The sequence below is a fragment of the Burkholderia savannae genome, assembly GCF_001524445.2.
Lineage (GTDB): Bacteria > Pseudomonadota > Gammaproteobacteria > Burkholderiales > Burkholderiaceae > Burkholderia > Burkholderia savannae.
In genome coordinates this window covers 2791789-2815475 of record NZ_CP013418.1, presented here as the reverse complement: position 1 = coordinate 2815475, position 23687 = coordinate 2791789, and the positions used below count along the sequence as shown (strand labels likewise).

The window sequence follows — 23687 nt, the reverse complement described above, 5'->3', positions numbered from 1 at the left end:
GCGCGCGGCGCGCATCGCCACACGCGCACGGGCGGGGCCGATCAGGCGCCCGCCCGTTTTTTCTTGTGCGTTGCCGCGATCGAAAACCGGCGAGCGGAACGCGGCACGCCGCGCACTTCGTAACCGCTCATTTCGCGGACCGCAGGGTAAATGTCAAATTCGGCGCGCGACGCGCCGTGGATCGACGCGTGCGTCAATCGAATTGTCAAGCGACGCTCTAGCCGCATCCAGCCACGCGAACCGTGCGCGAACGCACCGTTACAAATCCACACGCCAATTAATCCGCCACGCCGCCACACTTCGTCCTGCAGCGTGTCCGTCGGAACGGACGCGGCGGGTTCGGGGCTCGAAGCCCGCACACGTCGGAACGGACGCTCGTCTCAACTCGTGAGGAAAAAAACATGAAACGCTCGTTGATCGCCTTTGCATTGACCGGTATCGGCATCGCGCTGTCCGGCGCGGCGCACGCCGTAAACGTCGACGTCAACATCGGCACGCCCGCGCCCGTCGTGGTCGCGCCGGCACCCGCGCCCGTCATTGTCGCCCCCGCGCCCGTCGTCGTCGTCGGCTGGCACGGCGACCGCTACTGGGACGGCCACCGCTATTGGGAGCGCCGCGAGTGGGAAGAGCATCACCGTCACCGCGGCTTCTGCCCGCCGGGGCACGCGAAGAAGGGCGAGTGCTGATGCGCCGCGCCTGAATCGCGCCGCGCGGCGCGACGCCGCCGCGCGAAGACCATCGGCGGCCGCCGTCGACGCAGCCCGCCGATGCGAAACGAAACAGCCCGATCGGTGCGAACCGATCGGGCTGTTTCAGTTAGGCTGACTATGTTCCCGACGAGGCCGTCCATGAATCGATCATGGGCGGCCTCGTCGTGTTTCGTGCGATCGCCGCAGCCCCGCGCCGCCGCCGTGGCGCGTTACTGAAACGCCACTTCCGCAAAGCTGCGCAGCTTGCGGCTATGCAACCGGTCGAGCCCGTTCGTGCGAAGAATCTCCATCGCCTTCACGCCGATCTGCAAATGCTGATCGACCTGCGCGCGATAGAACTGATCGGCCATCCCAGGCAGCTTCAGCTCGCCGTGCAGCGGTTTGTCCGACACGCACAAGAGCGTCCCGTACGGCACGCGGAAGCGGAAGCCGTTCGCGGCGATCGTCGCGCTTTCCATGTCGAGCGCGATCGCGCGGCTCTGCGACAGCCGCTGCACCGGCTCGCGATGATCGCGCAATTCCCAGTTGCGGTTGTCGACGCTCGCGACGGTGCCCGTGCGCATCACGCGCTTGAGCTCGACGCCTTCGAGCTGCGTGACCTGCGCGACCGCGCGCTCGAGCGCGACCTGCACCTCGGCGAGCGCCGGGATCGGCACCCACAGCGGCAGATCGGCGTCGAGCACGTGATCCTCGCGGACGTAACCGTGCGCGAGCACGTAATCGCCGAGGCGCTGCGTGTTGCGCAGCCCCGCGCAGTGGCCGAGCATCACCCATGCGTGCGGACGCAGCACCGCGATGTGATCGGTGATCGTCTTCGCGTTCGACGGCCCCACGCCGATGTTGATCATCGTGATCCCGCTGCCGTCCGCGCGCTTCAGGTGATATGCGGGCATCTGCGGCCCGCGCGGCGGCGGCGTGCCTTCGGTCGCCTCGTCGCCGAGGTTCGCGTTGTACGTGATCATGTCGCCCGGCTCGACGAACGCCGTGTATTCGCTGCGGTACGCACGCACTTGCGGATCGTCGCTCTCCGACATCATCGCGCGGCCGAGCTTCACGAATTCGTCGATGTAGAACTGGTAGTTCGTGTAGAGCACGTAGTTCTGGAAATGCGTCGGCAGCGTCGCCGTGTAGTGGCGCAGCCGATGCAGCGAGAAATCGACGCGCGCGGCCGTGAAGAGCGCGAGCGGGTGCGGCTCACCCGGCGCGGGCTCGTACGTGCCGTTGACGATCCGGTCGTCGAGGTAAGTGAGATCCGGCGTATCGAACACGTCGCGCATCGCGACGAGGCGGTCGCGGTCGAGCTCGCCTTCGAGATGGATTCCTTCGGAAAACGCGAAGTGAACCGGAATCGGCTGCGTCGACACGCCCACTTCGATCCGCACATGATGGTTCTTCGCGAGCAGGCGCAGTTGCTCGCGGTAGTAGCTCGCGAACAGATCCGGGCGCGTGACGGTCGTCTCGAACACGCCCGGGCCCGCGACGAAGCCGTACGAGCGGCGCGAATCGACGTGCGTGTTGACGTCGGTGCGGATGCGCACGAACGGATAGCATGCGCGCACGCGCTCGTCGAACGAGTCGTTGCGGCGGTAGCGCGCAAACGCGTCTCGCAGGAACGCGGTGTTCGTCTCGTAGATCTCGGAGAGCCGCGCGACGGCGGCGATCGGGTCATCGAACGCTTCGACGGACGGACTGCCCGGCATGTGCATCCGGGAACGGCGATTGGGATCGTTCTTCATGTAGCAATGCCTCTTCAAGATCGCTTCGACATTACCACGGAACCCGCGCGCGCGGCCGATGCCCTTCGCGGCGGCAAGGCCGGCCGCGCATCGACGAACGGCATCGGCACGACGCCGGTATTTGCTAAAATCCAATGGTTCACTGGGAGAAACACGATGAAGCCGCTCCTTTTCGCCGCCGCCCTGACGGCACTCGCTCTCGGCGGCCCCGCCTACGCCGCCGACGCCGCTCAAGCGGCCGCCGACGCAAAGGCCCAGGCCGCGGCCAACGAGGCGGCCGGGCTGCCCGATCTCGCGCAGATCAACCGCCCGGGCGCCGAAGTGACGTCGAAGGTCGATTTCAACGACGTGCGACGCACGCCGAGCTTTCACGAAAAAAGCAAGAACGGCACCGAAGTCACCGAATACCGCGATCGCGGCAAGCCGGTCGAGATCAACGTGAAATCGAATTTCGGCACCCGATATCAGATGAGCGCGTCGCCCGACACGTCTCCGCGTCCGCACGACGCGGGCGTGCCGATCACGCGCCTGCCGTCGGTCAACTTGCACTACTGACGCCACCGCCGGCGCCCCGCGGCGCCGGCTCCTCTTCCGCCCTTTTTGCGACACCGGCGCGCCGCCGGCACGCCAACCCGATCCGACGTCTCTTGCATGGCCGTTTTCACCGCAGTTTCCGACGCTGACCTCGCACTCTGGATGCGCCACTACGATCTCGGCGACGTTGTCGCGTTCCGCGGCATCCCGTCCGGCATCGAGAACAGCAACTTCTTCCTGACGACGACGCGCGGCGAATACGTGCTCACGATCTTCGAGAATCTGACGGCCGCGCAGTTGCCGTTCTACATCGACTTGATGAGCCATCTCGCGAAGCACGGCGTGCCCGTGCCCGCTCCCGTCGCGCGCGACGACGGCGCGCTGTTCGGCGAGCTGCACGGCAAGCCGGCCGCGATCGTCACCAAGCTCGAGGGCGCGGCGGAGCTCGCGCCGAGCGTCGAGCACTGCGTCGAAGTCGGCCAGATGCTCGCGCGCATGCACCTCGCCGGCCGCGACTATCCGCGGCATCAGCCGAACCTGCGCAGCCTGTCGTGGTGGCGCGAGACGGTGCCCGAGATCGCGCCGCTCATCACCGGCGAGCAGCGCGCGCTGCTGGAAAGCGAGCTCGCGCACCAGGCCGCGTTCTTCGCATCGGACGACTACGCGGCGCTGCCCGAAGGCCCCTGCCATTGCGACCTGTTCCGCGACAACGCGCTCTTCGCGCACGCGGATGCGGACACCGGCCACACGGTGCGGCTCGGCGGCTTCTTCGATTTCTACTTCGCCGGCTGCGACAAGTGGCTGTTCGACGTCGCCGTGACGGTCAACGACTGGTGCGTCGACCTCTCGAGCGGCGCGCTCGACGCCGCACGCGCCGACGCGCTGCTGCGCGCATACCAGACGGTGCGTCCGTTCACGGCCGGCGAGCGCCGCCACTGGGGCGACATGCTGCGCGCGGGCGCGTACCGCTTCTGGGTGTCGCGCCTGTATGATTTCCATCTTCCCCGCGCCGCGCAGATGCTCAAGCCGCACGACCCGGGCCATTTCGAACGCATCCTGCGCGAGCGCATCGCGCACGCGGGCACGCTCCCCGAGACCCACGCATGCAACTGATCGAAGTCTCCGCCAAGACCGGCTACGTGTGGTTCCGCCAGGGCATCTGGCTGTTCCGGCGCAATCCGCTCGCGTTCGTCACGCTGTTCTTCACGTACCTGCTCGCGATGATGCTGGTGTCGCTCGTGCCGGTGATCGGCGCGGCGCTGCCGCTCCTGTTCATTCCCGGCATCGCGGTCGGCTTCATGGCGGCGTGCCGCGATACGATCGCCGGCAAGCAGGTGCTGCCGACGATCCTGATCGACGGCTTCCGCTCATACGGCCCCGTCGTCACGCAGCGGCTCCTCGCGCTCGGCGGAATCTATATCGTGTCGATGGCGCTCGTGTTCGCTTGCTCGTCGCTCGGCGACGGCGGCACGCTGCTGAAGATCATGTTCGGCCTAGGCGCCGAGAACCTCGAATCGGAAGCGCTCGCGTCGCCGGGCGTCGCCGTCGCGGTGCTGATCGCGGCCACGCTGTACGTGCCGGTCGCGATGATGTTCTGGTTCGCCCCGGTGCTGACCGCATGGCACGACGTTCCGCCGATGAAGGCGCTGTTTTTCAGCATCGTGAGCTGCTGGCGCAACAAGGGGGCGTTCACCGTCTACGGGCTGCTGTGGTTCGCGGTCGCGCTCGGCGTGTCGTTCGGGCTCGCCGCGCTGATGCAGGCGCTCGGCGCCAGCGCGTACGCGCTCACGGTAATGATGCCGGCATCGATCGTCATCACGGCGATGCTCTACTGCTCGTTCTACGCAACCTATCGCGGCTGCTACGGCGTGCAGGAGCCGGGCGCGCCGACACTGCCGGATTCTTCCCGGTAATCGCCGCAAGCGGGAGCGGCGCGGCCGCGCCGATGCACGCGCGTTTCGCGTGTCGTCGCGCGGTTCGGAATCGCCGGAGCACACGCGGCGGATGTTTCGACGGAGAAAGCGGCGTTCACGCAGCGCACGAGTGAAGATCGCTGCCTGCCTGGCGTCGGGCATCCGGTGCCGCTTCGCCGCCGAAGCGAGACACATAGGCACCGCTAGCCATAGAGCACGCTCTCCGATTCTTCTTTCGACCTTTCGTCGCTACCTGGCACCCCTCGCGCGCCCCGCCGATTCGGCCTCCGGCGCCGGTGTCGCCGCGGCGCCTTGCCGGGCCGGCCTTATGCCAACGAAGTCGCGGCCAAGTTCGCCGCCCTCTTCGTCGTCGACCATCGATTCATCCCCTTTTCGATTCATCCCCTTCTTGAGCGCTCGGCGCCTCTCGCCAATCGTCGCAGTTAGGCGCAAAATCATTTGCATACAAATCTTTTGTGCTTTACCAAAACTCCATCATGAACGATTCGCCAACCTTCCCGCTCACGCTCGACGACCAGCTCTGCTTCGCGCTCTATTCGACGTCGCTCGCGATGACGAAGGCTTACAAACCGCTTCTCGACAAGCTCGCGCTCACGTATCCGCAGTACCTCGCGATGCTCGTGCTGTGGGAATCCGACGACATGGCCGTCAAGGACATCGCCGCCCGGCTCAGCCTCGATCCCGCGACGGTCACGCCCCTCCTCAAGCGCCTGGAGGCGCTCGGCTACATCGAGCGGGTGCGCGACACGAACGATGAGCGGATCGTCCACGCGCGGCTCACCGCAGAAGGCGCCGCGCTGAAGCAAAAGGCCCGATCCGTGCCCGCCGAGCTGTTTTGCGCGATGCGCCAGACGCCCGATTTCCTGATCCGGCTGCGCGAAGATCTGACGCGGCTGCGGCAAGCGCTGACGGACGCCAGCGACGCCTGATCGACTGTCGCTCTGCCCGCGCTCTGCCCGGTAAGTCACGCCCAAAAAAAATAATTTGCGCACTAATGATTAGCGAACTATATTTATGCCGTGGCCCGCGCTTCCCGATTCGCCGAGGCCCTTTCTCTCACGACACAGGAGTCCAGCATGAACATTCTGTACAAGACGGCAGCAACCAGCACCGGCGGCCGTGACGGCCGCGCGACGTCCCAAGACCAGAAGCTCGACGTGAAGCTTGCCGCGCCGCGAGAACTCGGCGGCACGGGCGCGGACGGCACGAATCCCGAGCAGCTGTTCGCCGCCGGCTATTCCGCATGCTTCCTGAGCGCAATGAAGTATGTGGCGGGCCAAAGCAAGCAGACGTTGCCCGCGGATACGACCGTCACCGCGGAAGTGGGCATCGGCCCGAACGAGGAAGGCGGATTTGCGCTGGACGTCGAGCTGCGCGTCGCGCTGCCCGGCCTTGATGTGGCGACCGCGAAGGCAATCGTCGATCGCGCGCACCAGGTGTGCCCGTATTCGAACGCGACGCGCAACAACGTCGCGGTACGCCTCGTCGTCGCTTGACGCCGCGGTGCGCACGCGCCGAAATGACAAAGAGGGCGCGCCGGCCATCGAGCCGGCGCGCCCTCTTCGACTTTACAACTTTATGCGTATAAATTTAGTACGCGCTTAACGCGAAATCACGAGCGTTCGAGTGCGGCTTCGCGATCAAGCTTGCGCATACGGAATTCGAGGTCATACAGATCGGATGCGCCGGCGAGATACGCATCGGCGCGCTCCTTCGCGCGTTGTTCGGGCGACTTCGTCAGAAACAGGAACAGGCGGCTCAACAGGTACATGATCGGTCACTCCAATCCAAGGGCTTTCACTTAGGTATTTACCCGCATTATAGGGAAAACCCCGAGCCGACTCCAGCCGTTCTCGAATCGTGCGTCGTTACGACGCGACAACCGCCCGCGTGCGCGACGCAAAAAAGGACCAAATCAACTCGCTCGCGTCCGGGCCGGCCGCCGAGTGAAACGGCACGCTGTCGTCGCCGCCCGCCCACGCGTGCGCAAGGCCGTGGACCCGGCAGAGGCGCACGACGGACTCGCCGTCGCGACGATAATCGATCGTGCGGGCGTCCGCCGCGCTCGTCTCGACGCGCTCGACGGCGGCCGGTTCGCCTTCGGCGTTCGCGAGGCCATTCAGCCGCAGGAACTGGACCGCGAGTTCGTCTGCATTCTTCGGCGCGACGACGCGATCGTCGTCGCCGTGCACGATGAGGGCCGGCATCCCCGGATGCGAGCCCGGCGCGACGAGCGCGTCAGTGACGACGGCGGGATGGCGATGCAGGCCGCGGCGCATCACGTCCATCGCGGTGATCCCGGAATGCGCGTCGCCGAACGCGGGCCCCGAATGGAGCGCCACGGCGGCAAAACGCTGCGGAAAGTGCAGCGAGAGCAGCGACACGAGTCCAGCCCCCGCCGACAGGCCGGCCGCGTACACGCGCGACGCGTCGAAGCCCCGCTCGGTAACGAGCGTGTCGACGAGCGCGACGACCGCTTGCGCCTCGCCGCGCCCGCCGCGCGCGGTGTCGTCGTACCAGTGCCAGCAGCCGTGCGCGTGCGCGTTGAGCGACTGCTCCGGATAGATCACGGCGAAGCCGTGCCGATCCGCGAGCAGGTTCATCCGCGTGCCTTGCGCGAACTGATCCATGTCCTGCTTGCAGCCGTGCAGCATCACGAGGAGCGGCAGGCCGTCCGTATCCGCGCCGGGCGGCACGTACAGCCCATATTCGAGATGCTTGACGAAGCGCCCGAACGCGGGCGGCAGCGGGTGGTCGGCACGGGTCCATTCACCGGCCGCCCATGCGGCGGCGCGCGGCCGAACGCGCGATTCGCGCGCGACGGGCGGGGCCGGCTCGACGGGCATCGCGACGGCAGCCGCAGTGGAAATCGAATCGTCGAACGGCCAGTCGGCCGCCATCTTTTGGGCCGCCATCAATACGGACTCGGGCGCGGCGGACTTCGGCGTGCGCGCGTTCGGCAAGTGCAGCATGCGTTTCACACCGCCCAGCCAGAATTTCGTCAGACTTTTGGTCATCGGTCGGGGCTCGCAGTCAGAAATTAGGGACGCCGCAGTGGGCGCGACCATTCAGGATTGTGCAATGCACAATAGCACTATTTCTGGGATTTATCCTGACACCCGATAGTTCCCTGCCGGCGTCCGAACGGAGCGCGGCCCGCGACGACCGGTATACTGGGCGCTCGCGCTTGTCTTCGTTGTAGTCGCTATTCACGGCTCATGCGTTAAGCAAGTATCCCGCATTCCCCGTATCCGCCCGCAGCTTCCGATGTTCGATTTGCCGCCCCGTCTGTGGATCTCGATCACCGCCCTAGGCGGTGCCGGCCTGACACTGCCCCTCGCCGTCACGATCGCCGTCTGGCTCGCGCTCGGCTATTCGCTTCGTCGCGCCGCCGCATGGCTCGCCGTGCTCGGCGTCGCGATCGGCGTCGTCGCGCTCACGAAGATCGCGTTCCTCGGCTGGGGCATCGGCGTGCGCGCGTGGGATTTCACGGGCTTTAGCGGCCACGCGATGCTGTCGACGTCAGTCTATCCGGTCGCGATGTTCCTCGCGCTCGCCCGCGCGAAACCCGTCGTGCGCATCGGCGGGATCATCGTCGGGCTCGCGGCGGGCGTCGCCGTCGGACTGTCGCGCGTCGCGCTCGATGCGCATTCGCCGTCCGAGGCGGTGACGGGCTGCGTCATCGGCGCGGTCGCCGCGATGTCGTTCATCGCCGGCTCATGGCGCGCGATGCCGCACCGCTGGTCCGCGCCCGCCGTCGCGACGAGCCTCGTGGCCGTCACGATCGCGCTGCACGGCGTTACCGTGCCGTCGCATCGGTGGGTGACCGCGGTCGCGCTGCATCTTTCTGGCCATGAACGCCCGTACGTGCGGGCGCGCTGGAAGGCGAATCCGAACTACCGGCCCGCGTCGCGGCCGGCCCAGCAGCAGACGCTCGGCTTGCCCGCGATCGTCGAGCACGTGTAACGCGAGCGCGGGTTGCGCCGTGCGGGGCTGCCGGGCTGCCGGCTCGGTTCTTCGGTTCTTCGGTTCTTCGGTTCTTCGGTTCTTCGGTTCTTCGGTTCTTCGGTTCTTCGGTTCTTCGGTTCTTCGGTTCGCCGGTTCGCCGGTTCGCCGGTTCGCCGGTTTGCCGGTTTGCCGGTTTGCCGGTTTGCCGGCTTGTCGATCTATTGATCTGGCGACGGTTAATCGGTTTATCAGTCAACCGATCTACCACTCAACAGCCGACCACTTCTCAGCTTCTCAGCTTCTCAGCTTTTCCGCATCTGCGCTGCACCACCGTTCCACCGCGGATCGCACCATCCCCGCCTTTTCCCGCCCCAGCCGCGCCGCCCGCCGCACTGCGGCGTCATGCAGCACCGGCACAGTTCGGAAATCCAATCCGTTATAACCTCGCGTATATTACGATTACGGTTTCCGCCCACGTCAGTGTTTCCCGCCATGTCCGCTCCCGCCCGCTCCGCCCGCCGTCTGTTCCTGCGTCTCGTCACGCTGTCCGCGCTCGCCGCCGGTTTCGCCGCGCCGGCCGCGCATGCCGCCGACGAACTCGTCGTGTCGGCCGCGGCAAGCCTCACCAACGCGTTCAAGGCGGTCGGCGACGCATACGAAAAGCAGCATCCGGATACGAAGATCCTGTTCAACTTCGGCGCGTCCGACGTGTTGATGCAGCAGATCGCGAAGGGCGCGCCGGCCGACGTGTTCGCATCGGCCGACCAGAAAGCGATGGATCGCGCGATCGCCGAACACGTGATCGCCGACGGCACGCGCCGCGATTTCGCCGCGAACTCGCTCGTGCTGATCGTGCCCGCCGACAGCCGCGCGACGTTCGGCTCGCTGCGCGACCTGACGTCGCCCGCCGTGAAGCGCGTCGCGTTCGGCGATCCGGCGTCGGTGCCCGTCGGCCGCTACACCGAGGGCGCGCTGAAGGCGGCCGGCGTGTGGAGCGACGTCAGCGCGAAGGGCGTGCTCGCCGCGAACGTGCGCCAAAGCCTCGACTACGTCGCGCGCGGCGAAGTCGACGCGGGCTTCGTGTTCGGCACCGATGCGGCCGTGATGCCCGAGCGCGTGAAAGTCGCGTTGACCGTCCCGACGCAAACGCCGATCACCTATCCGATCGCCGTCGTCAAGGACAGCCGGCACGCGGGCGCCGCGCAGGGCTTCGTCGCGTTCGTGCTGTCGCCTGCGGGCCAGGCGGTGCTCGCGAAATACGGCTTCAAGCCGGCCGCGAACGCGACGAACGCCGCGAACTGATCGGGGCGCGCGATGCACGACGCCTGGGTTCCGCTGCTGTTGTCGCTGAAGGTGGCCGGCTGGGCGACGGCGCTCGATCTCATGCTCGGCGTCGCGACCGGCTACGCGCTCGCGCGCTGGCGCTCGGGCGCGCGCGACGTGATCGATTCGCTGCTGACGCTGCCGCTCGTGCTCCCGCCGACGGTGCTCGGCTATTACCTGCTCGTGCTGCTCGGCCGGCGCGGCATGTTCGGCGCGTGGCTCGACGAGCTCGGCATCCAGCTCGTGTTCACGTGGCAAGGCGCGGTAATCGCGTCGATGGTGGTCGCGTTTCCGTTGATCCTGAAGTCCGCGCGCGCCGCTTTCGAAGCGGTCGATCCGCAGCTCGAGCGCGCGGCGCGCACGCTCGGCATCAGCGAAGCCGGGATTTTCTTTCGCGTGACGCTGCCGCTCGCCGCGCGCGGCATTCTCGCGGGTGCGCTGCTCGCGTTCGCGCGCGCGCTCGGCGAATTCGGCGCGACGCTGATGATCGCGGGCAACCTGCCCGGACGCACGCAGACGCTGTCGGTCGCCGTCTACGCGGCCGTGCAGGCGGGCGACGACGCCACCGCGAACTTCCTCGTGCTCGTCACGTCGGCGACCTGCGTGCTGATCCTTCTCGTCGCGGGGCGGCTCGTGCCGCAGCGCGCGCTCGTCGGAGCACGGTGAGATGAGCCTCGTCGTCGACATCCGCAAGACGCTCGTCACGCCGGAGCGGCGTTTCACGCTCGATGTGTCGTTCGCGTCGACCGCGCAGCGCATCGTGCTGTTCGGGCCGTCCGGCGCAGGCAAGAGCCTCACGCTGCAAGCGATCGCCGGTCTGCTCGCGCCCGACCAAGGCACGATCTCGATCGGCGGCGACACCTTGTTCGACGATGCGCGCGGCATCGACGTGCCGACGCAGGCGCGCCGCGTGGCGTACCTGTTCCAGGACTACGCGCTCTTCCCGCATCTGAACGTCCGGCAGAATCTCGCGTTCGGCCTGAAACGCGGCTGGCGCAATCCGCGCGCGAAGGAGCTGCCCGACGACGCCGCGTACTGGCTGCGCGCGTTCGAGCTCGAAGCGCTCGCCGGGCACTATCCGGCGCAGTTGTCGGGCGGGCAGAAGCAGCGCGTCGCGCTCGCGCGCGCGCTGATCGCGCAGCCGCGGATACTGTTGCTCGACGAGCCGTTCTCGGCGCTCGACGTCGCGATGCGCCAGCGGATGCGCCGTGAACTGACCGACTTGCAGATGAGGCTCGACATTCCGATGGTGCTGATCACGCACGATCCCGACGACGTCGCCGCGTTCGGCGATCAGGTCGTGCGGCTTCAGGAGGGCCGCGTGCTGCCCGACACGCCGATCGCCGAATGGGTGACGAGCGTTCGGTGACGGGATCGGCTCGCACCTTCCGCGCGAGCGCCGTTCACCGTTCACCGCTCCCCACTTGCCGCTCGCCGAGCCCGGACGCGATTGCTCATCACGCGGTCCGACAACCCGGCTCACGCCCATCGCCAGCCGCCGCGATCTTTCAGCAACGCCGGCCATCCAACAGCATTTAGCGATGTTCTTGGCGCTTTCTCTCGCTAAAACTCAGGATCGCGCATTCGCTCGCCGATCGAATCGGCGGGCGGACGGACGCAAAAAAAGCCGGCACCAAGCCGGCTTGGCTTCGTACCGCCGCCCGCGCCGCCGAGTCCCGCTCGGCAGGCGCGGCCGCGACATCATCCGTTGACCGCCAGAATCACGCTCGACGCCTTGAACGCCGCCACCGCGTTCACGCCCTTCGCGAGCCCGAGCGCATCGACGCTGTCGTTCGTGACGATCGCGGCGAGCGTCATGCCGCCGTCGAGCGCAAGCGCCACTTCGCTATTTACAGCACCGCGCGTGACCGCCTCGACGACGCCGCGCAACTGGTTGCGCGCCGACAACTTGAGCGGCGCACCGTCTTCGACCGCGAGCACGATCCACGACGCCTTCACGAGCGCGCACGCGTCGACGCCCGGCTCGAGCCCCAGTTCCTGCGTGCTCTCGTGCGTCACCACCGCCGCGATCGTGTGCTCGCCCGGCAGCGCGAGCACCACTTCGTCGTTCACCGCGCCATGCTTGACCGCCAGCACCTTGCCGAACAGTTGGTTGCGTGCGCTCGTCTTCATGCCGATTCTCCCGATAAGTTCCCAATTGACCTCGAAGCCTTCGACCGCCGCGCTCGCCGCGTCGATGAAGCGTCGATGCTCGCGCTCGATCGCGCGAAACGCCGCGATCAGCGCCGTTGCGCGCGGCGTGAGCGTCGTGCCGCCGCCGCCCTTGCCGCCTGTCGAGCGCAGCACGAGCGGCTCGCCCGCAAGGTTGTTCATCGTGTCGATCGCGTCCCACGCGCCCTTGTAGCTCAGGCCGACCGCCTTCGCCGCGCGCGTGATCGAGCCGGTTTCGCCGATCGCGGCGAGCAGCGCGATGCGCGCCGCGCCGCCGAGCGTCTCGGCGCCCGCACGCAGCCACAGCTCGCCGCGCAGCGCGAGCGGCTCGCGCGCGGCGCGCGCATCGAAACGGGAAGAGGACGAATCGGCGGTCATCGACGCAGCCAAACAGGACGAACGGCCATTATAGTCACGCCTTTCTGCCGCCGATCCTCGGCGGCCGCAATCCGCGCAGCATCTGCTCGGCCGCCTCCGCCGTGTAGCGCTGCGCCGCCGCGCCGTAGCCGCGCGCGAAACCGAGCTGATACGGCGGCGCGGACAGTTGCTCGAGACAGCGCAGCGCGACGGCCGCGTCGTTCGCGTCGCCGAGCGCGTTCTGCACGCGCGCGAGCAGCCGCACCGTGTCCACGCGCGTGCGGCGCGACGCGAGCGACGAAAAGAATTCCAATGCGTAGCGCAGCCGCTTCGCGTCGATCCGCACGCGGTGGCGCGCGGCGGCGTCGAGCGTCGTCAGCCGCCCCGAGCCGTAAAGATGGCCGAACAGCCGGCTCACGCGCTTCGCCGCGTGCCGCTTGAGCGACGGGGCCTTGCCGCGCGCCGGATCGTCCCGCGTGAGCGGCAGCAGGCTCAGCCATTCGAGCCACGCGAACACGAGCCGCGCATAGCGCGCGGTGCCGAGCGCCTGCCGCAGCTCGACGTGCGCCGCGTCGCGCTGCGCGCGGGCCGCATCGAGCGTGCCCGCCCACGTCGCGTCCTCGCCGTGCGCTGCGGCGAGCGCGGGCAGCGTCGACGTCATGCAGACGTCCCAGTCGCGCACCGCGCCGAGCATCGCGGCGATCCAGCGAAGGTCGCCCGAGAACGCGTCCTTCCAGGCGGTGTCCGCGTAGCGCGGGAAGAGTCGCGCGAGCGTGCGCAGCCGGCGCAGCGCGACGCGCATCTGATGTACGTATTCCGGATCGGCTCCGCCGCGCACGCCGGCCTCGTTGCCGAGCCACTGCCCGGTCACGCTGCAGCCGAGCGTGAAAAACGCCGCGCGCTGCGTGCGCGTGTTCGACAAATCGGCCGATTGCGCCTTCATCGGCGCCCCGATTGCGTCCGGCGCCTCGCCCGCGCACGCGCGATCGAGGACGCTCGTCAGCAACAGCGACGCCGGCCACGCGCCGCTCAGCTCGCGGGCCGCGCGAAAGAGCGCGCGCAGCGCGGCGGCACGCGCGTCGGGTTCGTCCGCATCGGCGGCGGCGAGACGCAATTCGCACACACGCAGCGGCGCGGCGCGGGTGGCGGCGGACGACGCGGCAGCCGACGAAGCGGCGGCGGCCGGCGCGAACGTGACGTCGTCGAGCGTCAGTTCGACTTCGATGCCGTCGGTGTCGAGCCATCGTCCGCGCCGGCGTTCGGCGACGAAACCATAGGCCGGCTGGCCGGCAGCCTGCGATTCGGGACCCGCCGCGCCGGCGGCGGCAGGAGCGGCAGGAGCGGCAGGCGAGGCGGAATCGGCCGACGGAAGCGCGGAGCCGGTCGGCGCGGAGGCGGCGGATAGAACGCGTGCGCTCGCATCGGTTGCGACTGAGGAATCGGAAGAAGCGCGCGTGCTTGTCAAAGCTTGCGCCGCCGCCCGCGCGACAGCCGTCTTCGACGTCCGGCCGTGCGAACGCCGTGCGTCGCTCGCCGCGGCCATCGAATCGGGCAAATCGGGTAAATGGGGCGAATCGGATGCGGACGCAGCCGCCGTCGCCGGGCGCTCCGCCACGATCGCCATCGCGACGCGCACGCCGCCGCGATCGCCGTCGAAGCGCTCGCGCACCATCACGCCGGGCACGAACGGGTGACTGCGCGACGCGAGCGCGCGCCGCGCCTGCGCGGTCGTCTCGATCCAGGCCTGCCAGCGGCCGCCGTCGTCGGGCTCCGCTTCGGCGAATCGGCACGGCTCGATCGTCACGCGCTCGTGCCCGCGACGCATCTTCACCGGCGGACAGATCCGCCATGCCCGCGCGAGTTCCGCGCCGAGGTCGCGCGACGCGCGCGCCCGCGATCCGCGCCCGGCCTGCCAGCCCTGCAACGGAAAGTCCAACACGATTTCCAGAACGCGCGCCATGGAAGCTCCGGCGTAGGTCGGGCCGCCCGCTGCCGCCGCGCACGCGTCGACGGACCCGACGTTCTCCATAGTACACGGCCCTTTTTACGGCCAGTGAGGCGGAACGCCGCGCGCAAGCTCCGCGCATCGTGCGCGCCCCCGCGCACCGCGCCTCGGCTTGCGATGCCGGCCGCTCGGCCTTCAGCCGTCCGACCGGCGCGGCTGCGCCGAGTTTCAGCTCACGTACTGCGCAATGCCGTTGCCGAACGACCAATCCTCCTTCAGCACCTCGACGAGACTAATGAACACGTCTTCGCGGCGCAAGCCCGGACGTTCGGCGAGATGCTCGGCGATCAACCGGTACAGTTCGCGCTTCTGCTCGAGCGTGCGCGTGTTGTTCGCGGTGATCTGGATCATCACCAGATCGTCGCTGCGCGCGATCCCGAGATAGTCGCGGCCATAAAAGAAATTATCGGCGCTGTATTCGGTCACGGTCATGAAAATATCGTCGGCGGGCACGTCGAACGCGCGCTGCAACGCACGGTGAATGCCCTCCGACAGCGCCCGTCGGTATTCGGCGGGCTTGCCTTCGCGCAATGCGATACGGGTGAACGGCATCGTGTTTCTCCTCACGGGTTGGGACACGCATGCAGCTTAGGGCCCGCCATCTATAATGAACAGATATCGATGAACATTTTATCTATTTTCATTTGAAATGAAACCGCTCGATCTGGACGCCGTTCGCGCATTCGTCCTCGTCGCCGACTTGGCGAGCTTCACGCGCGCCGCCGACGCGCTCGGCACCACGCAATCGGCCGTCAGCCTGAAGCTCAAGCGGCTCGAGGCGCAGCTCGGCACGCCGCTTCTCGAACGCACGCCGCGGCGCGTGACGCTCGGCGCCGTCGGCGCCGCGTTCCTGCCCGCCGCGCGCGAGCTGCTCGACGCGCACGAGCGCGCGCTCGCATCGCTTGCGCCCGAGCGACGCAGGCTCTCGATCGGCGTCAGCGAGCACGTCGCGGTGCCGGATCTGCCGGCCGTCCTCACGGGCCTAAGCCGGCACGACCCCGGCCTCGTGCTCGAAATGCACGTCGGGATGTCGACCGGGCTGCTCGCGCAGTACGACGAGCGGCGTCTCGACGCGGCGTTCGTGCGCCACGAGCCGGGCGAAGATCCGCCGCGCGACGACGCGACGCCGCTCTTCACCGAGCCGCTCGCATGGCTCGCCGCGCCGGGCTGGACGCCGCGCGCGGGCGAGCCGCTGCCGCTCGCGGTGCTGGCGGGCCCGTGCGGCGTGCGCGCGGCCGCGCTGCGCGCGCTCGACCGTGCCGGCGTGCCGTGGCGCGAGCGCTTCACGGGCGGCGGCGTGGCGGCCGTGGCGGCGGCCGCCGCCGCGGGTCTCGCGGTATGTCCGCTTGCGCGCCGCGTCGCGCCGCACGCGCTCGTCGACGTCGGCGCGCGCTTCGGCCTGCCCGCGCTGCCCGACTCGCAAGTCGCGCTGTATTCGCGGGTGCGCGACGCCCGCTCGAAGGACACGCTGCGGCGCTTCGCCGACAGCCTGGCGGGGCCGACGCAATCGGCCGGACGCGAGTAGACTGTCGGATTTCGTCTGTCGATTTCTCGCCTTTCGCGCGACTTTCGCCCGCCCTTCCGCCGCCGCATGACCCACGACGCCCGCAAACACCTCCGCGCCAACCTGCTGATGCTCGCCGCCGCCGCGATCTGGGGATCGGCGTTCGTCGCGCAGCGGCTGAGCCTCGCCGTGATCGGCCCGTTCCTGTTCACCGGGCTGCGCTTCCTGCTCGGCGCGGCGGTGCTCGTGCCGCTGTTGCGCATCAACGGCGCGGCGCGCGCGCACTGCGCGGCGCTCACGCGCGATCGGACGCTATTGCTGCCGGGGCTCGTGCTGGGCGTGCTGCTCGCGGTGTCGATCTCGCTGCAGCAGATCGGGCTGCAATACACGAAGATCGCGAACGCGGGCTTCATCAGCTCGCTCTACGTCGTGCTCGTGCCGATCATCGGCGTGTTCTTCCGGCATCGCACCGGCATGGGCACTTGGCTCGGCGCGCTGCTCGCGGCGATCGGCCTGTACTTCCTGAGCGTCGACGAGCATTTCTCGATGCTGTACGGCGACTGGTTCCAGCTCGCGGGCGCGATCGTGATCGCGTTCCACGTGATCGCGGTCGGACACCTCGCGCGCCGGCACGATCCGCTCGTGCTGTCGTTCATGCAATTCGCCGTCTGCGGCGCGCTGTGCGTCACCATCGGGCTCGCGATCGAGCCCGTCGACCGCGCGACGCTCGTGCGCGCGCTGCCGACGCTGCTGTACGGCGGGCTGCTGTCGGTCGGCGTCGGCTACACGCTGCAGGTCGTCGCGCAACGCGACGCCGCGCCCGCGCACGCGGCCGTGATCTTCAGCATGGAAGGCGTGTTCGCCGCGATCGCCGGCTGGGCCGCGCTCGGCGAGACGCTGTCGCTGCGCGCGCTGATGGGCTGCGCGCTGATGCTCGCCGGGCTCCTCGTCTGCCAGTTGCTGCCGGGCCACGCGCGGCGCGCCGACGACAACGACGCGCTCCCCGCGTGACGACGCGCGCCGGCCGCCGCGCGCGTGTCCGGTCCCTATAATGTCGATTCGCCCTTCATCACGATTTCACACAAGGGAAACACTGTGATTCCGTCCGCCGCCGATCCGGCCGTCGCGCTGCTGCGCGAACGCGCCGCACGCTACGCCGCCGAGGTGGCGCTGTTCGTCCGCGACCACGCGCTGTCGATCGCGTCGCACGATCTGCGCGGCCCGCTCAACGCGATGCACAGCTGGGCGTACGTGCTCGAGCGCCGGCTCGCGCCGAGCGACGACAGCGTGCGGCGCGCGCTCGACGGCATCCGGACCGGAATCGAACAGCAGACGAAATTGCTGGAAACGATCGTCGACGCGCCGCGCGCCGAGACGCGCGCGCTCTCGATCACACGCGCTGACGTCTCGCTCGACGCGCTCGTCGGCGAATGCGCGGCGCTCGCGCGCGCCGCGCTCGGCGATGCGCGCGGCGCGGCCGTGACGGTCGCGCCTCCCGCGCTGCCCGGCGGCTCGCTCGATTGCGATCGCGAGCGCGTCGCGCAAGCGTTGTGGTCGATGCTCACGTTCGCGATCGAAGCGAGCGCGCCGGGTGGCGAAATCGCGCTCGGCTGCGACGTCGCGGCCGACGCGACGCGTTTCGGCGTGACGTTCCGCGCGCAGCCGTCGGCGCTGACCGACGCCGCGCTGCCGCACGTGTTCGAGACGTTCGCGCGGCGCGACGCGCTGGCCGAGCGCCACGGCGAGCGTCCGGTGGCGGTGTTCGCGCTCGCGCAGCGCGTCGCGCGCGCGCACGGCGGCACGTTCGCGCAGACGCCGCTCGAGGCCGGCGCGCCGGCCACGCTCGCGCTGACGATCGCCGCCGCCCGCGCGTAATGGGCGGCCGCGCATGTCGCACTGCGCGACAATAAATTACGTTTTCCTTTCCAACCTTATACTGTCGCTTCGTTCATTTCCGGAGTCCCTTCGTTGATACAGATCTTCGCGCTCGTCGGCGCGTTGTTCCTCGTGGCCCTCAACGGCTTCTTCGTCGCCGCCGAATTCGGTCTCGTCAAGCTGCGCGCGACGCGCGTCAAAACCCTCGCCCGCCAGCACGGTTTGCGCGGGCGCATCCTGCGCGTCGTCCATGCGCGGCTCGACGCGTATCTGTCCGCATGCCAGCTCGGCATCACGCTCGCGTCGCTCGGCCTCGGCTGGATCGGCGAGCCGGCGTTCGCCGCGCTGCTGTCGCCCGTTCTCGCGCTCGTCGGCGTCGAGTCCGAGAAGCTCGTGCACCTGATCTCGCTCGTGTTCGCGTTCTCGGTGATCTCGTTCCTGCACATCGTCGTCGGCGAGCTCGCGCCGAAATCGATGGCGATCCGGCAAGCCGAGAAGACGGGCCTGTGGGTCGCGATCCCGCTCTACGCGTTCTACTGGGCGATGTATCCGGCGATCTGGGTGCTCAACACGAGCGCGAACGCCGTGCTGCGGCTCGCTGGGCTGTCCGCCGAGCACGGCGGCGACGCGCACTACTCGACCGACGAGCTGAAGCTGATCCTGCGCAGCCGGCGCAACACGGCCAGCTCCGCGAAGACGTCGAAGGACGCGTACAGCACCGACGAATGGAACACGCTCGCGCATTCGCTCGATTTTTCGTCGATGACCGTATCCGACCTGATGCGGCCCGCGCACGAGATGGTCGGCCTGCGCCGCGACGTGCCGCTCGCGGACAACATGGAAGTCGTCGCGCGCCACCGCTTCAGCCGCTACCCGCTCTTCGACGACCACTCGCGCGAGCGCGTGAACGGCCTCATCCACCTGAAGGATCTGCTGCTCGCGCGGCACGCGGGCGCGGCGCTCGCCGATCTTTCCGACTACGTACGCCCGGTGCAGTACGTGAAGCCCGACACGCCCGCTCTCGACCTGTTCCGCCGCTTCCGCAAGGGCGCGCCGCACTTCGCGCTCGTCGGCAAGAAGGGCGAGAAGCCGATCGGCTTCCTCACGCTCGACAACCTGCTCGGCGCGCTCGTCGGCCAGATCCACGACGAATTCCGGCAGGGCGATTCCGATTGGAACCGCCTCGACGACGGCACGCTGATCGGCAAGGGCAGCCTGCCCGTCGTGTCGCTCGAGCAGGCGCTCGGGATCGACATCGACGAAGGCCGCGCGGAATCGGTCGGCGGCCTCGTGATCCAGGCGCTCAACGATCTGCCGACCGAAGGCCAGCGCGTGTCGTTCGAGCGCTTCGACGTCGTCGTGAAGAAGATGATCGGCCCGCGGATCGTGCTCGTGCGCGTGTATCCGAAGGCGTTCAAGGAGGCGGACGAATGAGCGGGAATACGGCGCTCGACGCGGCAAACGCGGCCGCGCGCGCAAGTGCGTAGGATGACGAAATGCCCGAAGATCTCGCGCTGCCGCCGTACTACCTGATCACGCCGGAACCGGACTCGGATTCCGACGCGGATCTCGCGGCGTTTCTCGATCGGCTGTCGGCCGCGCTCTCGACCGGGCTCGCGCTCGTTCAATTGCGCGTGAAGACGCTCGATGCCGCCGCGTATGCGGCGCTCGCCGCCGACGCGATCGCGCGCTGCCGCGCGCAACGCGCGCGCCTGATCGTCAACGGGCCGATCGATGCCGGAACCGCGCTCGCGCTCGGCGCGAGCGGCGTGCACCTCGGCAGCGCGGCGCTGCGCGTCGCGACCGCCCGCCCGCTCACGTCGGACTGCCTGCTGTCGGCCGCGTGCCACTCGCTCGACGAGCTGCTGCACGCGGAGCGCATCGGCGCGGATTTCGCGACGCTGTCGCCGGTCCTGCCGACACTCACGCATCCCGGCGCGCCGACGCTCGGCTGGACCCGCTTCGCCGACTACGCGGCGCAAGCGCGCATGCCCGTCTACGCGCTCGGCGGGATGACGCGCGAGCATCTGGCGACGGCGCGCGAGCATCGCGCGCACGGCATCGCCAGCATTCGGGGGCTCTGGTAGGAAGCGATCCGGCAACGGACGCCACGCGCCTGTCGCCTCGTCACGCGCACGCCGCCTTCGGCCCGCGTTCGTTCAGGCGTCCTGATCGGAAGAAACGGCGCAGGCGCCGCCGGCTCGGCCGGCGCGACGCCACGCCGGGCGCTTTCACCCGTTCAAACACCGCCCAACGGGCGCGGCGCGACATCCGCGTAGCGACGCGCATCGTGCGTCAGCGCGTACTGATTGACGTCGCCCGTCAGCCACGCTACGAGCGCGTACGGCGGCAGCTCGCCTTCGTCGACGCGATCCCGCGCGCGCGCCGGCGTCTCGAACACGATCATTCCGTCCGGCGCGCCATAGAACGGCAACGGCTGCGGCGACAGGTTCAGCGCGATGCTGAGCGTCTCGCCGTCGCCAAGCCGCCATGCGGCAACGAGCGCATCGGCTTCGACGCCGTCGTTGGTCCTCAGCATGTCGGCACTGCGCGGGCGCACGTCGAGCAGGCGCGGCGCGATCAGCTTCGCGCGCACCGCGAGCGCCGACTGCAGGAAATGCCGACGCGACGGATCGCCCGCGGCTTCGTCGAAGATCAGCGGAATCTGCGGCGTCAGCAACGACAGCGCGAGCGCCGCGAGATCCGCCTCGCGCGCATCGCGCACCACGCCGTCGGACAGCACGAGCGACGTCAGCGACAGCCCGACGTCGGCCATCCCGCCGTCGCCGATCGGTTGCGCGCGCTGGAACACCGCGCCGTCCGCGGTCAATGCGCGCGCGAGCGCGTGAATCGACTGATGGGTCGACACGCCGTCGCCGCGCGCGCGGTCGCGGCGGCCCGTGAGCCGGTACAGCGCGCGTTCGCCGCAGCCGTTCCATTGCGCGTCGAAATGCGTGTCGGCGAGATGCGACGGATGCCGCTCGCTGCCGAGCACGAGATGCACGATCCGATCGGTCGGCATCACCGCGTGCACGCGATCCGCGATCTCGCGCAACCACGTGCTGTCGATGCGGTCCGCCTCGCGAATCCGCAACCCGTCGCATCGGTACTCTTCGAGCCAGTACAGCGCGTTGTCGCAGAAGAACTCGCAGACCTGCGGATGATCGAGCGCGAGCGGCGGCGCTTGCAGCGGATCGTCGCGCGTGTGGAAGAACGGTTGCGCGTAGCGCCGCATCTCGTCCGTGCCGCAGCCGAAGCGCGCGTAGTCGAGATCGAGCAGCACCGCGAGGCCGAAGCCGTGCGCTTCGTCGATCAGTTGCTTCAGCGCGTCGGGGCCGCCGTAGTCGGCGAGCGGCACAAACGGCAGGCTGTCGTCGCGCGCATGCGGCGCCGCGAGCAATTCGAGCGCCGTAATGCCGAGCTGCGCAAGTTGCGGCAAGCGCCGGCGAATGCCGTCGTAGCCGCCCGCCGCGCCGGGCTGGATCGCGTAAAGCGCGATCTCCTCCCACGGCCGGCCCCGCCAGAACGTATGGCGCCAGGTGAACGCACGCGGGTCGACCACTTCGCTCGGCCCTTCGATGCCTTCCGGCTGCGAGCGCGATGCGGGATCGGGAATCGTCAGCGCATCGTCGAGCCGGTAGCGATAGCGTGTGTGCGCGCCGCAATCGGCAAAAGCCTCGAACCAGCCGTCGCCCGCGGGCGCCATCTGAAGTTCATGCGGGCCGCCCGCGGTTTCGAGCGCGAGCGTCGCGCTCGCATGCGCGGGCGCCCAGACGCGGAAGTGCGTGCGCGTGGTCGCGCCCGCGGCGCCGCACGGCTGTGCGCCGAAAGGCAGGCAGTGCGAATAGTGCCGCGCATATGGATCGTGAGGACATTCGGACATGATGCGATCCTCCTGCGTTCAGAGGCATGACGATGCGCCGCTTGCGGCGTGCATGCATGACACGCGTGGCCCGACGAAGAGGGGCAATCAGTATGCGCCGATTCGCGTTGCGATGCGAGCGTCGACGCGGGGTTTTAAACGTGAAGCGACCCCGAAAATGGCCGGTAGCCGCGATACCATGATCGCCGCTTGTCTTGTTGCGCACAGCGTCGGCGCCTACGCTGCGGTTTCGCGTACGATCCCGCGCGCGCGATTCTTCAGGAGTCCGACGTCATGTCCACGCCATCCGGCGCAGCCAAATTCGATCCGTCGCGCGCCGCCGAATACGCGGAGCAAAGCCGCATCGCGCTCGCGGGCTACGACGCGTGCCACGATCTCGCCGCATGCATGCTCGCATCGTCGGTCGCATCGGAAGCGGGCGCCGCGCAGATCCTCGTCGCGGGCGCGGGCGGCACCGCGCGCGAAATCGTCGCGCTCGCGGCCCTGGAGCCCGCCTGGCGCTTCACCGCTGTCGATCCGTCGCGGCCGATGCTCGAGCTCGCGAGCGCGAACCTCGCGGCGGCCGGCCTCGACGCGCGCGCGCGGCTACATCACGGCTACGTCGACGATCTGCCCGCCGACGCGCGCTTCGACGGCGCGACGCTGATCGGCGTGCTGCACCACGTGCCCGGCGACGACGCTAAGGCCGCGCTGCTCGGCTCGATCGCGCGGCGCCTGAAGCCCGGCGCGCCGCTCGTCGTCGCGGGCAACTACCGTCGCTATGCCGAGCATCCGCGCCTGCTGTGCGCGTGGGCGCAGCGCTGGCGGATGCATGGGGCATCGCCCGACGAAGTCACGCAAAAGCTCGCGACGATCCTGCGCGGCGCCGATCCGCCCGCGTCCGAGGACGCCGTGCATGCGCTGCTCGACGCTGCGGGGTTCCGCGAGCCGGTACGTTTTTTCGCGAGCCTGTTCTGGGGTGCGTGGGTCGCGACGCGTGACGCATGAGCGCGAGCTTGCCGGCGGCGCGCTCCACAGCGCCAGTTGCGTTTTCGCGCGTCGTGCGATGCATGACCGCTCGGCCGGCTCGGCGAACGGCCGCAACGGTCACTGCACAATCGTTCAATACATTCTGCCCCACGGGCGATAGCTTATCCGTTCCGAGCGTTCACCAACAATGCGAGCGCAAAGGCTGCCGAGCCAGCCTTTTCTCCCGCCGATCATGCGAAGACAGACAAGTCGGCCGCAAGGAGTGCAAAGAATATGAGTGTTGAATCGGTTCGCCGGTTTCTGGCGGAAAAGGCGCCGGACATCGACGTCATTCCCTTGAACGAAAGCAGTTCCACGTTGACGTTGTCGGCAGCCTGGGACATCAAGCCCGCGCAGATCGCCAAGACGCTCGCGATGAAGGTCGGCGACACCCATTTGCTGCTCGTATCCTGCGGCGATTCCCGTCTCGACAACCAGAAAGTCAAAACCGCGCTGGGCGGCAAGGCGAAAATGCTCTCCGCGGACGAAACGGTCGCCGTCACCGGCCATCCGGTGGGCGGCGTATGTCCGTTCGGACTCTCGACGCCGTTGCCCGTTTATTGCGACGTGATGTTGAAATCGTACGATTTCGTCGTGCCGGCCGCCGGCTCGACGCACGCCGCGCTGCGCATCGATCCGGTCCGGCTGGCCGAACTCGTCGAAGCAGAGTGGGTCGACGTCTGCAAATAGCCGGCGCG

Annotated in this window: 24 protein-coding genes; 17 read left to right on the top strand and 7 right to left on the bottom strand. The window is 68.6% G+C overall.

The features are described from left to right. The first annotated feature begins 401 nt into the window (after positions 1–401). Positions 402–686 carry a hypothetical protein gene (locus WS78_RS33590; RefSeq protein WP_059581275.1) on the top strand — a complete coding sequence of 95 codons (285 nt, stop codon included), beginning with the start codon at positions 402–404 and terminating at the stop codon, positions 684–686. A 233-nt stretch (positions 687–919) separates the two neighbouring features. On the opposite strand, the gene WS78_RS33585 is transcribed toward WS78_RS33590, so the two are convergent. Next, complete coding sequence (locus WS78_RS33585) at positions 920–2446, bottom strand: AMP nucleosidase (RefSeq protein ID WP_059581271.1); 1527 nt, start codon at positions 2444–2446, stop codon at positions 920–922. A 156-nt stretch (positions 2447–2602) separates the two neighbouring features. Between WS78_RS33585 and WS78_RS33580 the strand changes: the two genes are divergently transcribed. From WS78_RS33580 to WS78_RS33555, 5 genes are all read left to right on the top strand, one after another. After that, positions 2603–3001 carry a hypothetical protein gene (locus WS78_RS33580; RefSeq protein WP_038755411.1) on the top strand — a complete coding sequence of 133 codons (399 nt, stop codon included), beginning with the start codon at positions 2603–2605 and terminating at the stop codon, positions 2999–3001. Positions 3002–3097: 96 nt separating this feature from the next. Next, entirely contained in the window at positions 3098–4093 is a 996-nt protein-coding gene (locus WS78_RS33575) for a homoserine kinase (protein ID WP_038755394.1), read from the top strand. Beyond that, positions 4084–4893: a BPSS1780 family membrane protein gene (locus tag WS78_RS33570; RefSeq protein WP_038755397.1), complete on the top strand. Its 810-nt coding sequence runs from the start codon at positions 4084–4086 to the stop codon at positions 4891–4893. Before WS78_RS33575 ends, WS78_RS33570 begins: the two co-directional genes overlap by 10 nt. Before the next feature lie 497 nt (positions 4894–5390). Then, positions 5391–5843 carry a MarR family winged helix-turn-helix transcriptional regulator gene (locus WS78_RS33560; protein WP_038755401.1) on the top strand — a complete coding sequence of 151 codons (453 nt, stop codon included), beginning with the start codon at positions 5391–5393 and terminating at the stop codon, positions 5841–5843. Positions 5844–5990: 147 nt separating this feature from the next. Further along, on the top strand, positions 5991–6410 hold the full coding sequence (locus WS78_RS33555) for an organic hydroperoxide resistance protein (protein ID WP_038755403.1): 420 nt from the start codon (positions 5991–5993) through the stop codon (positions 6408–6410). Positions 6411–6526: 116 nt separating this feature from the next. Here the strand turns inward: WS78_RS33555 and WS78_RS33550 are convergent, their stop codons facing one another. Continuing rightward, complete coding sequence (locus tag WS78_RS33550; protein WP_038755405.1) at positions 6527–6685, bottom strand: DUF3563 family protein; 159 nt, start codon at positions 6683–6685, stop codon at positions 6527–6529. Between the two features lie 97 nt (positions 6686–6782). After that, positions 6783–7931 (bottom strand): extracellular catalytic domain type 1 short-chain-length polyhydroxyalkanoate depolymerase, encoded by a 1149-nt coding sequence (locus tag WS78_RS33545; RefSeq protein ID WP_059581265.1) that lies wholly within the window; start codon positions 7929–7931, stop codon positions 6783–6785. 250 nt (positions 7932–8181) lie between these two features. On the opposite strand from WS78_RS33545, the gene WS78_RS33540 reads away from it, so the two are divergent. From WS78_RS33540 to WS78_RS33520, 4 genes are all read left to right on the top strand, one after another. Next, positions 8182–8880, top strand: coding sequence for a phosphatase PAP2 family protein (locus WS78_RS33540; protein ID WP_059581261.1), 699 nt, complete (start codon positions 8182–8184; stop codon positions 8878–8880). Between the two features lie 474 nt (positions 8881–9354). After that, entirely contained in the window at positions 9355–10164 is an 810-nt protein-coding gene (gene modA / locus WS78_RS33530; protein WP_059581259.1) for a molybdate ABC transporter substrate-binding protein, read from the top strand. Between the two features lie 12 nt (positions 10165–10176). Further along, complete coding sequence (modB, locus tag WS78_RS33525; protein WP_059581255.1) at positions 10177–10851, top strand: molybdate ABC transporter permease subunit; 675 nt, start codon at positions 10177–10179, stop codon at positions 10849–10851. Between the two features lies 1 nt (position 10852). Next, positions 10853–11554, top strand: a complete 702-nt coding sequence (locus WS78_RS33520; protein WP_038748126.1) for an ATP-binding cassette domain-containing protein — start codon at positions 10853–10855, stop codon at positions 11552–11554. A 332-nt stretch (positions 11555–11886) separates the two neighbouring features. Here the strand turns inward: WS78_RS33520 and WS78_RS33515 are convergent, their stop codons facing one another. The 3 genes from WS78_RS33515 to WS78_RS33505 all read right to left on the bottom strand — a co-directional run bounded on the left by WS78_RS33515 (position 11887) and on the right by WS78_RS33505 (position 15271). Beyond that, positions 11887–12735 carry a TOBE domain-containing protein gene (locus tag WS78_RS33515; protein ID WP_038748124.1) on the bottom strand — a complete coding sequence of 283 codons (849 nt, stop codon included), beginning with the start codon at positions 12733–12735 and terminating at the stop codon, positions 11887–11889. 34 nt (positions 12736–12769) lie between these two features. Continuing rightward, entirely contained in the window at positions 12770–14674 is a 1905-nt protein-coding gene (locus WS78_RS33510; RefSeq protein WP_059581251.1) for a CHAD domain-containing protein, read from the bottom strand. Between the two features lie 213 nt (positions 14675–14887). Next, a complete protein-coding gene (locus WS78_RS33505) occupies positions 14888–15271 on the bottom strand; it encodes a tautomerase family protein (protein ID WP_038748120.1) in 384 nt (127 codons plus the stop codon). 97 nt (positions 15272–15368) lie between these two features. Here WS78_RS33505 and WS78_RS33500 point away from each other — a divergent pair, with 97 nt between their 5' ends. The 5 genes from WS78_RS33500 to WS78_RS33480 all read left to right on the top strand — a co-directional run bounded on the left by WS78_RS33500 (position 15369) and on the right by WS78_RS33480 (position 20185). Next, positions 15369–16244 carry a LysR family transcriptional regulator gene (locus WS78_RS33500; protein ID WP_059581247.1) on the top strand — a complete coding sequence of 292 codons (876 nt, stop codon included), beginning with the start codon at positions 15369–15371 and terminating at the stop codon, positions 16242–16244. A gap of 66 nt (positions 16245–16310) precedes the next feature. After that, positions 16311–17234, top strand: a complete 924-nt coding sequence (locus WS78_RS33495) for a DMT family transporter (protein ID WP_038748116.1) — start codon at positions 16311–16313, stop codon at positions 17232–17234. An 84-nt stretch (positions 17235–17318) separates the two neighbouring features. Further along, positions 17319–18098, top strand: a complete 780-nt coding sequence (locus tag WS78_RS33490) for a sensor histidine kinase (RefSeq protein ID WP_059581244.1) — start codon at positions 17319–17321, stop codon at positions 18096–18098. A 93-nt stretch (positions 18099–18191) separates the two neighbouring features. Further along, positions 18192–19532, top strand: a complete 1341-nt coding sequence (locus tag WS78_RS33485) for a hemolysin family protein (protein ID WP_038748112.1) — start codon at positions 18192–18194, stop codon at positions 19530–19532. A 62-nt stretch (positions 19533–19594) separates the two neighbouring features. Then, positions 19595–20185 (top strand): thiamine phosphate synthase, encoded by a 591-nt coding sequence (locus WS78_RS33480; protein WP_059581240.1) that lies wholly within the window; start codon positions 19595–19597, stop codon positions 20183–20185. Between the two features lie 152 nt (positions 20186–20337). On the opposite strand, the gene WS78_RS33475 is transcribed toward WS78_RS33480, so the two are convergent. Further along, on the bottom strand, positions 20338–21981 hold the full coding sequence (locus tag WS78_RS33475; RefSeq protein WP_059581237.1) for a DUF3459 domain-containing protein: 1644 nt from the start codon (positions 21979–21981) through the stop codon (positions 20338–20340). A gap of 273 nt (positions 21982–22254) precedes the next feature. On the opposite strand from WS78_RS33475, the gene WS78_RS33465 reads away from it, so the two are divergent. Together WS78_RS33465 and WS78_RS33460 are read left to right on the top strand one after the other, a co-directional pair. Further along, on the top strand, positions 22255–22968 hold the full coding sequence (locus WS78_RS33465; RefSeq protein WP_038748105.1) for a class I SAM-dependent methyltransferase: 714 nt from the start codon (positions 22255–22257) through the stop codon (positions 22966–22968). 255 nt (positions 22969–23223) lie between these two features. Beyond that, the gene (locus tag WS78_RS33460; protein WP_038748104.1) at positions 23224–23679 is read left to right on the top strand and encodes a YbaK/EbsC family protein; all 456 of its coding nucleotides are present in this window, start codon (positions 23224–23226) and stop codon (positions 23677–23679) included. The last annotated feature ends 8 nt before the right edge of the window (positions 23680–23687 follow it).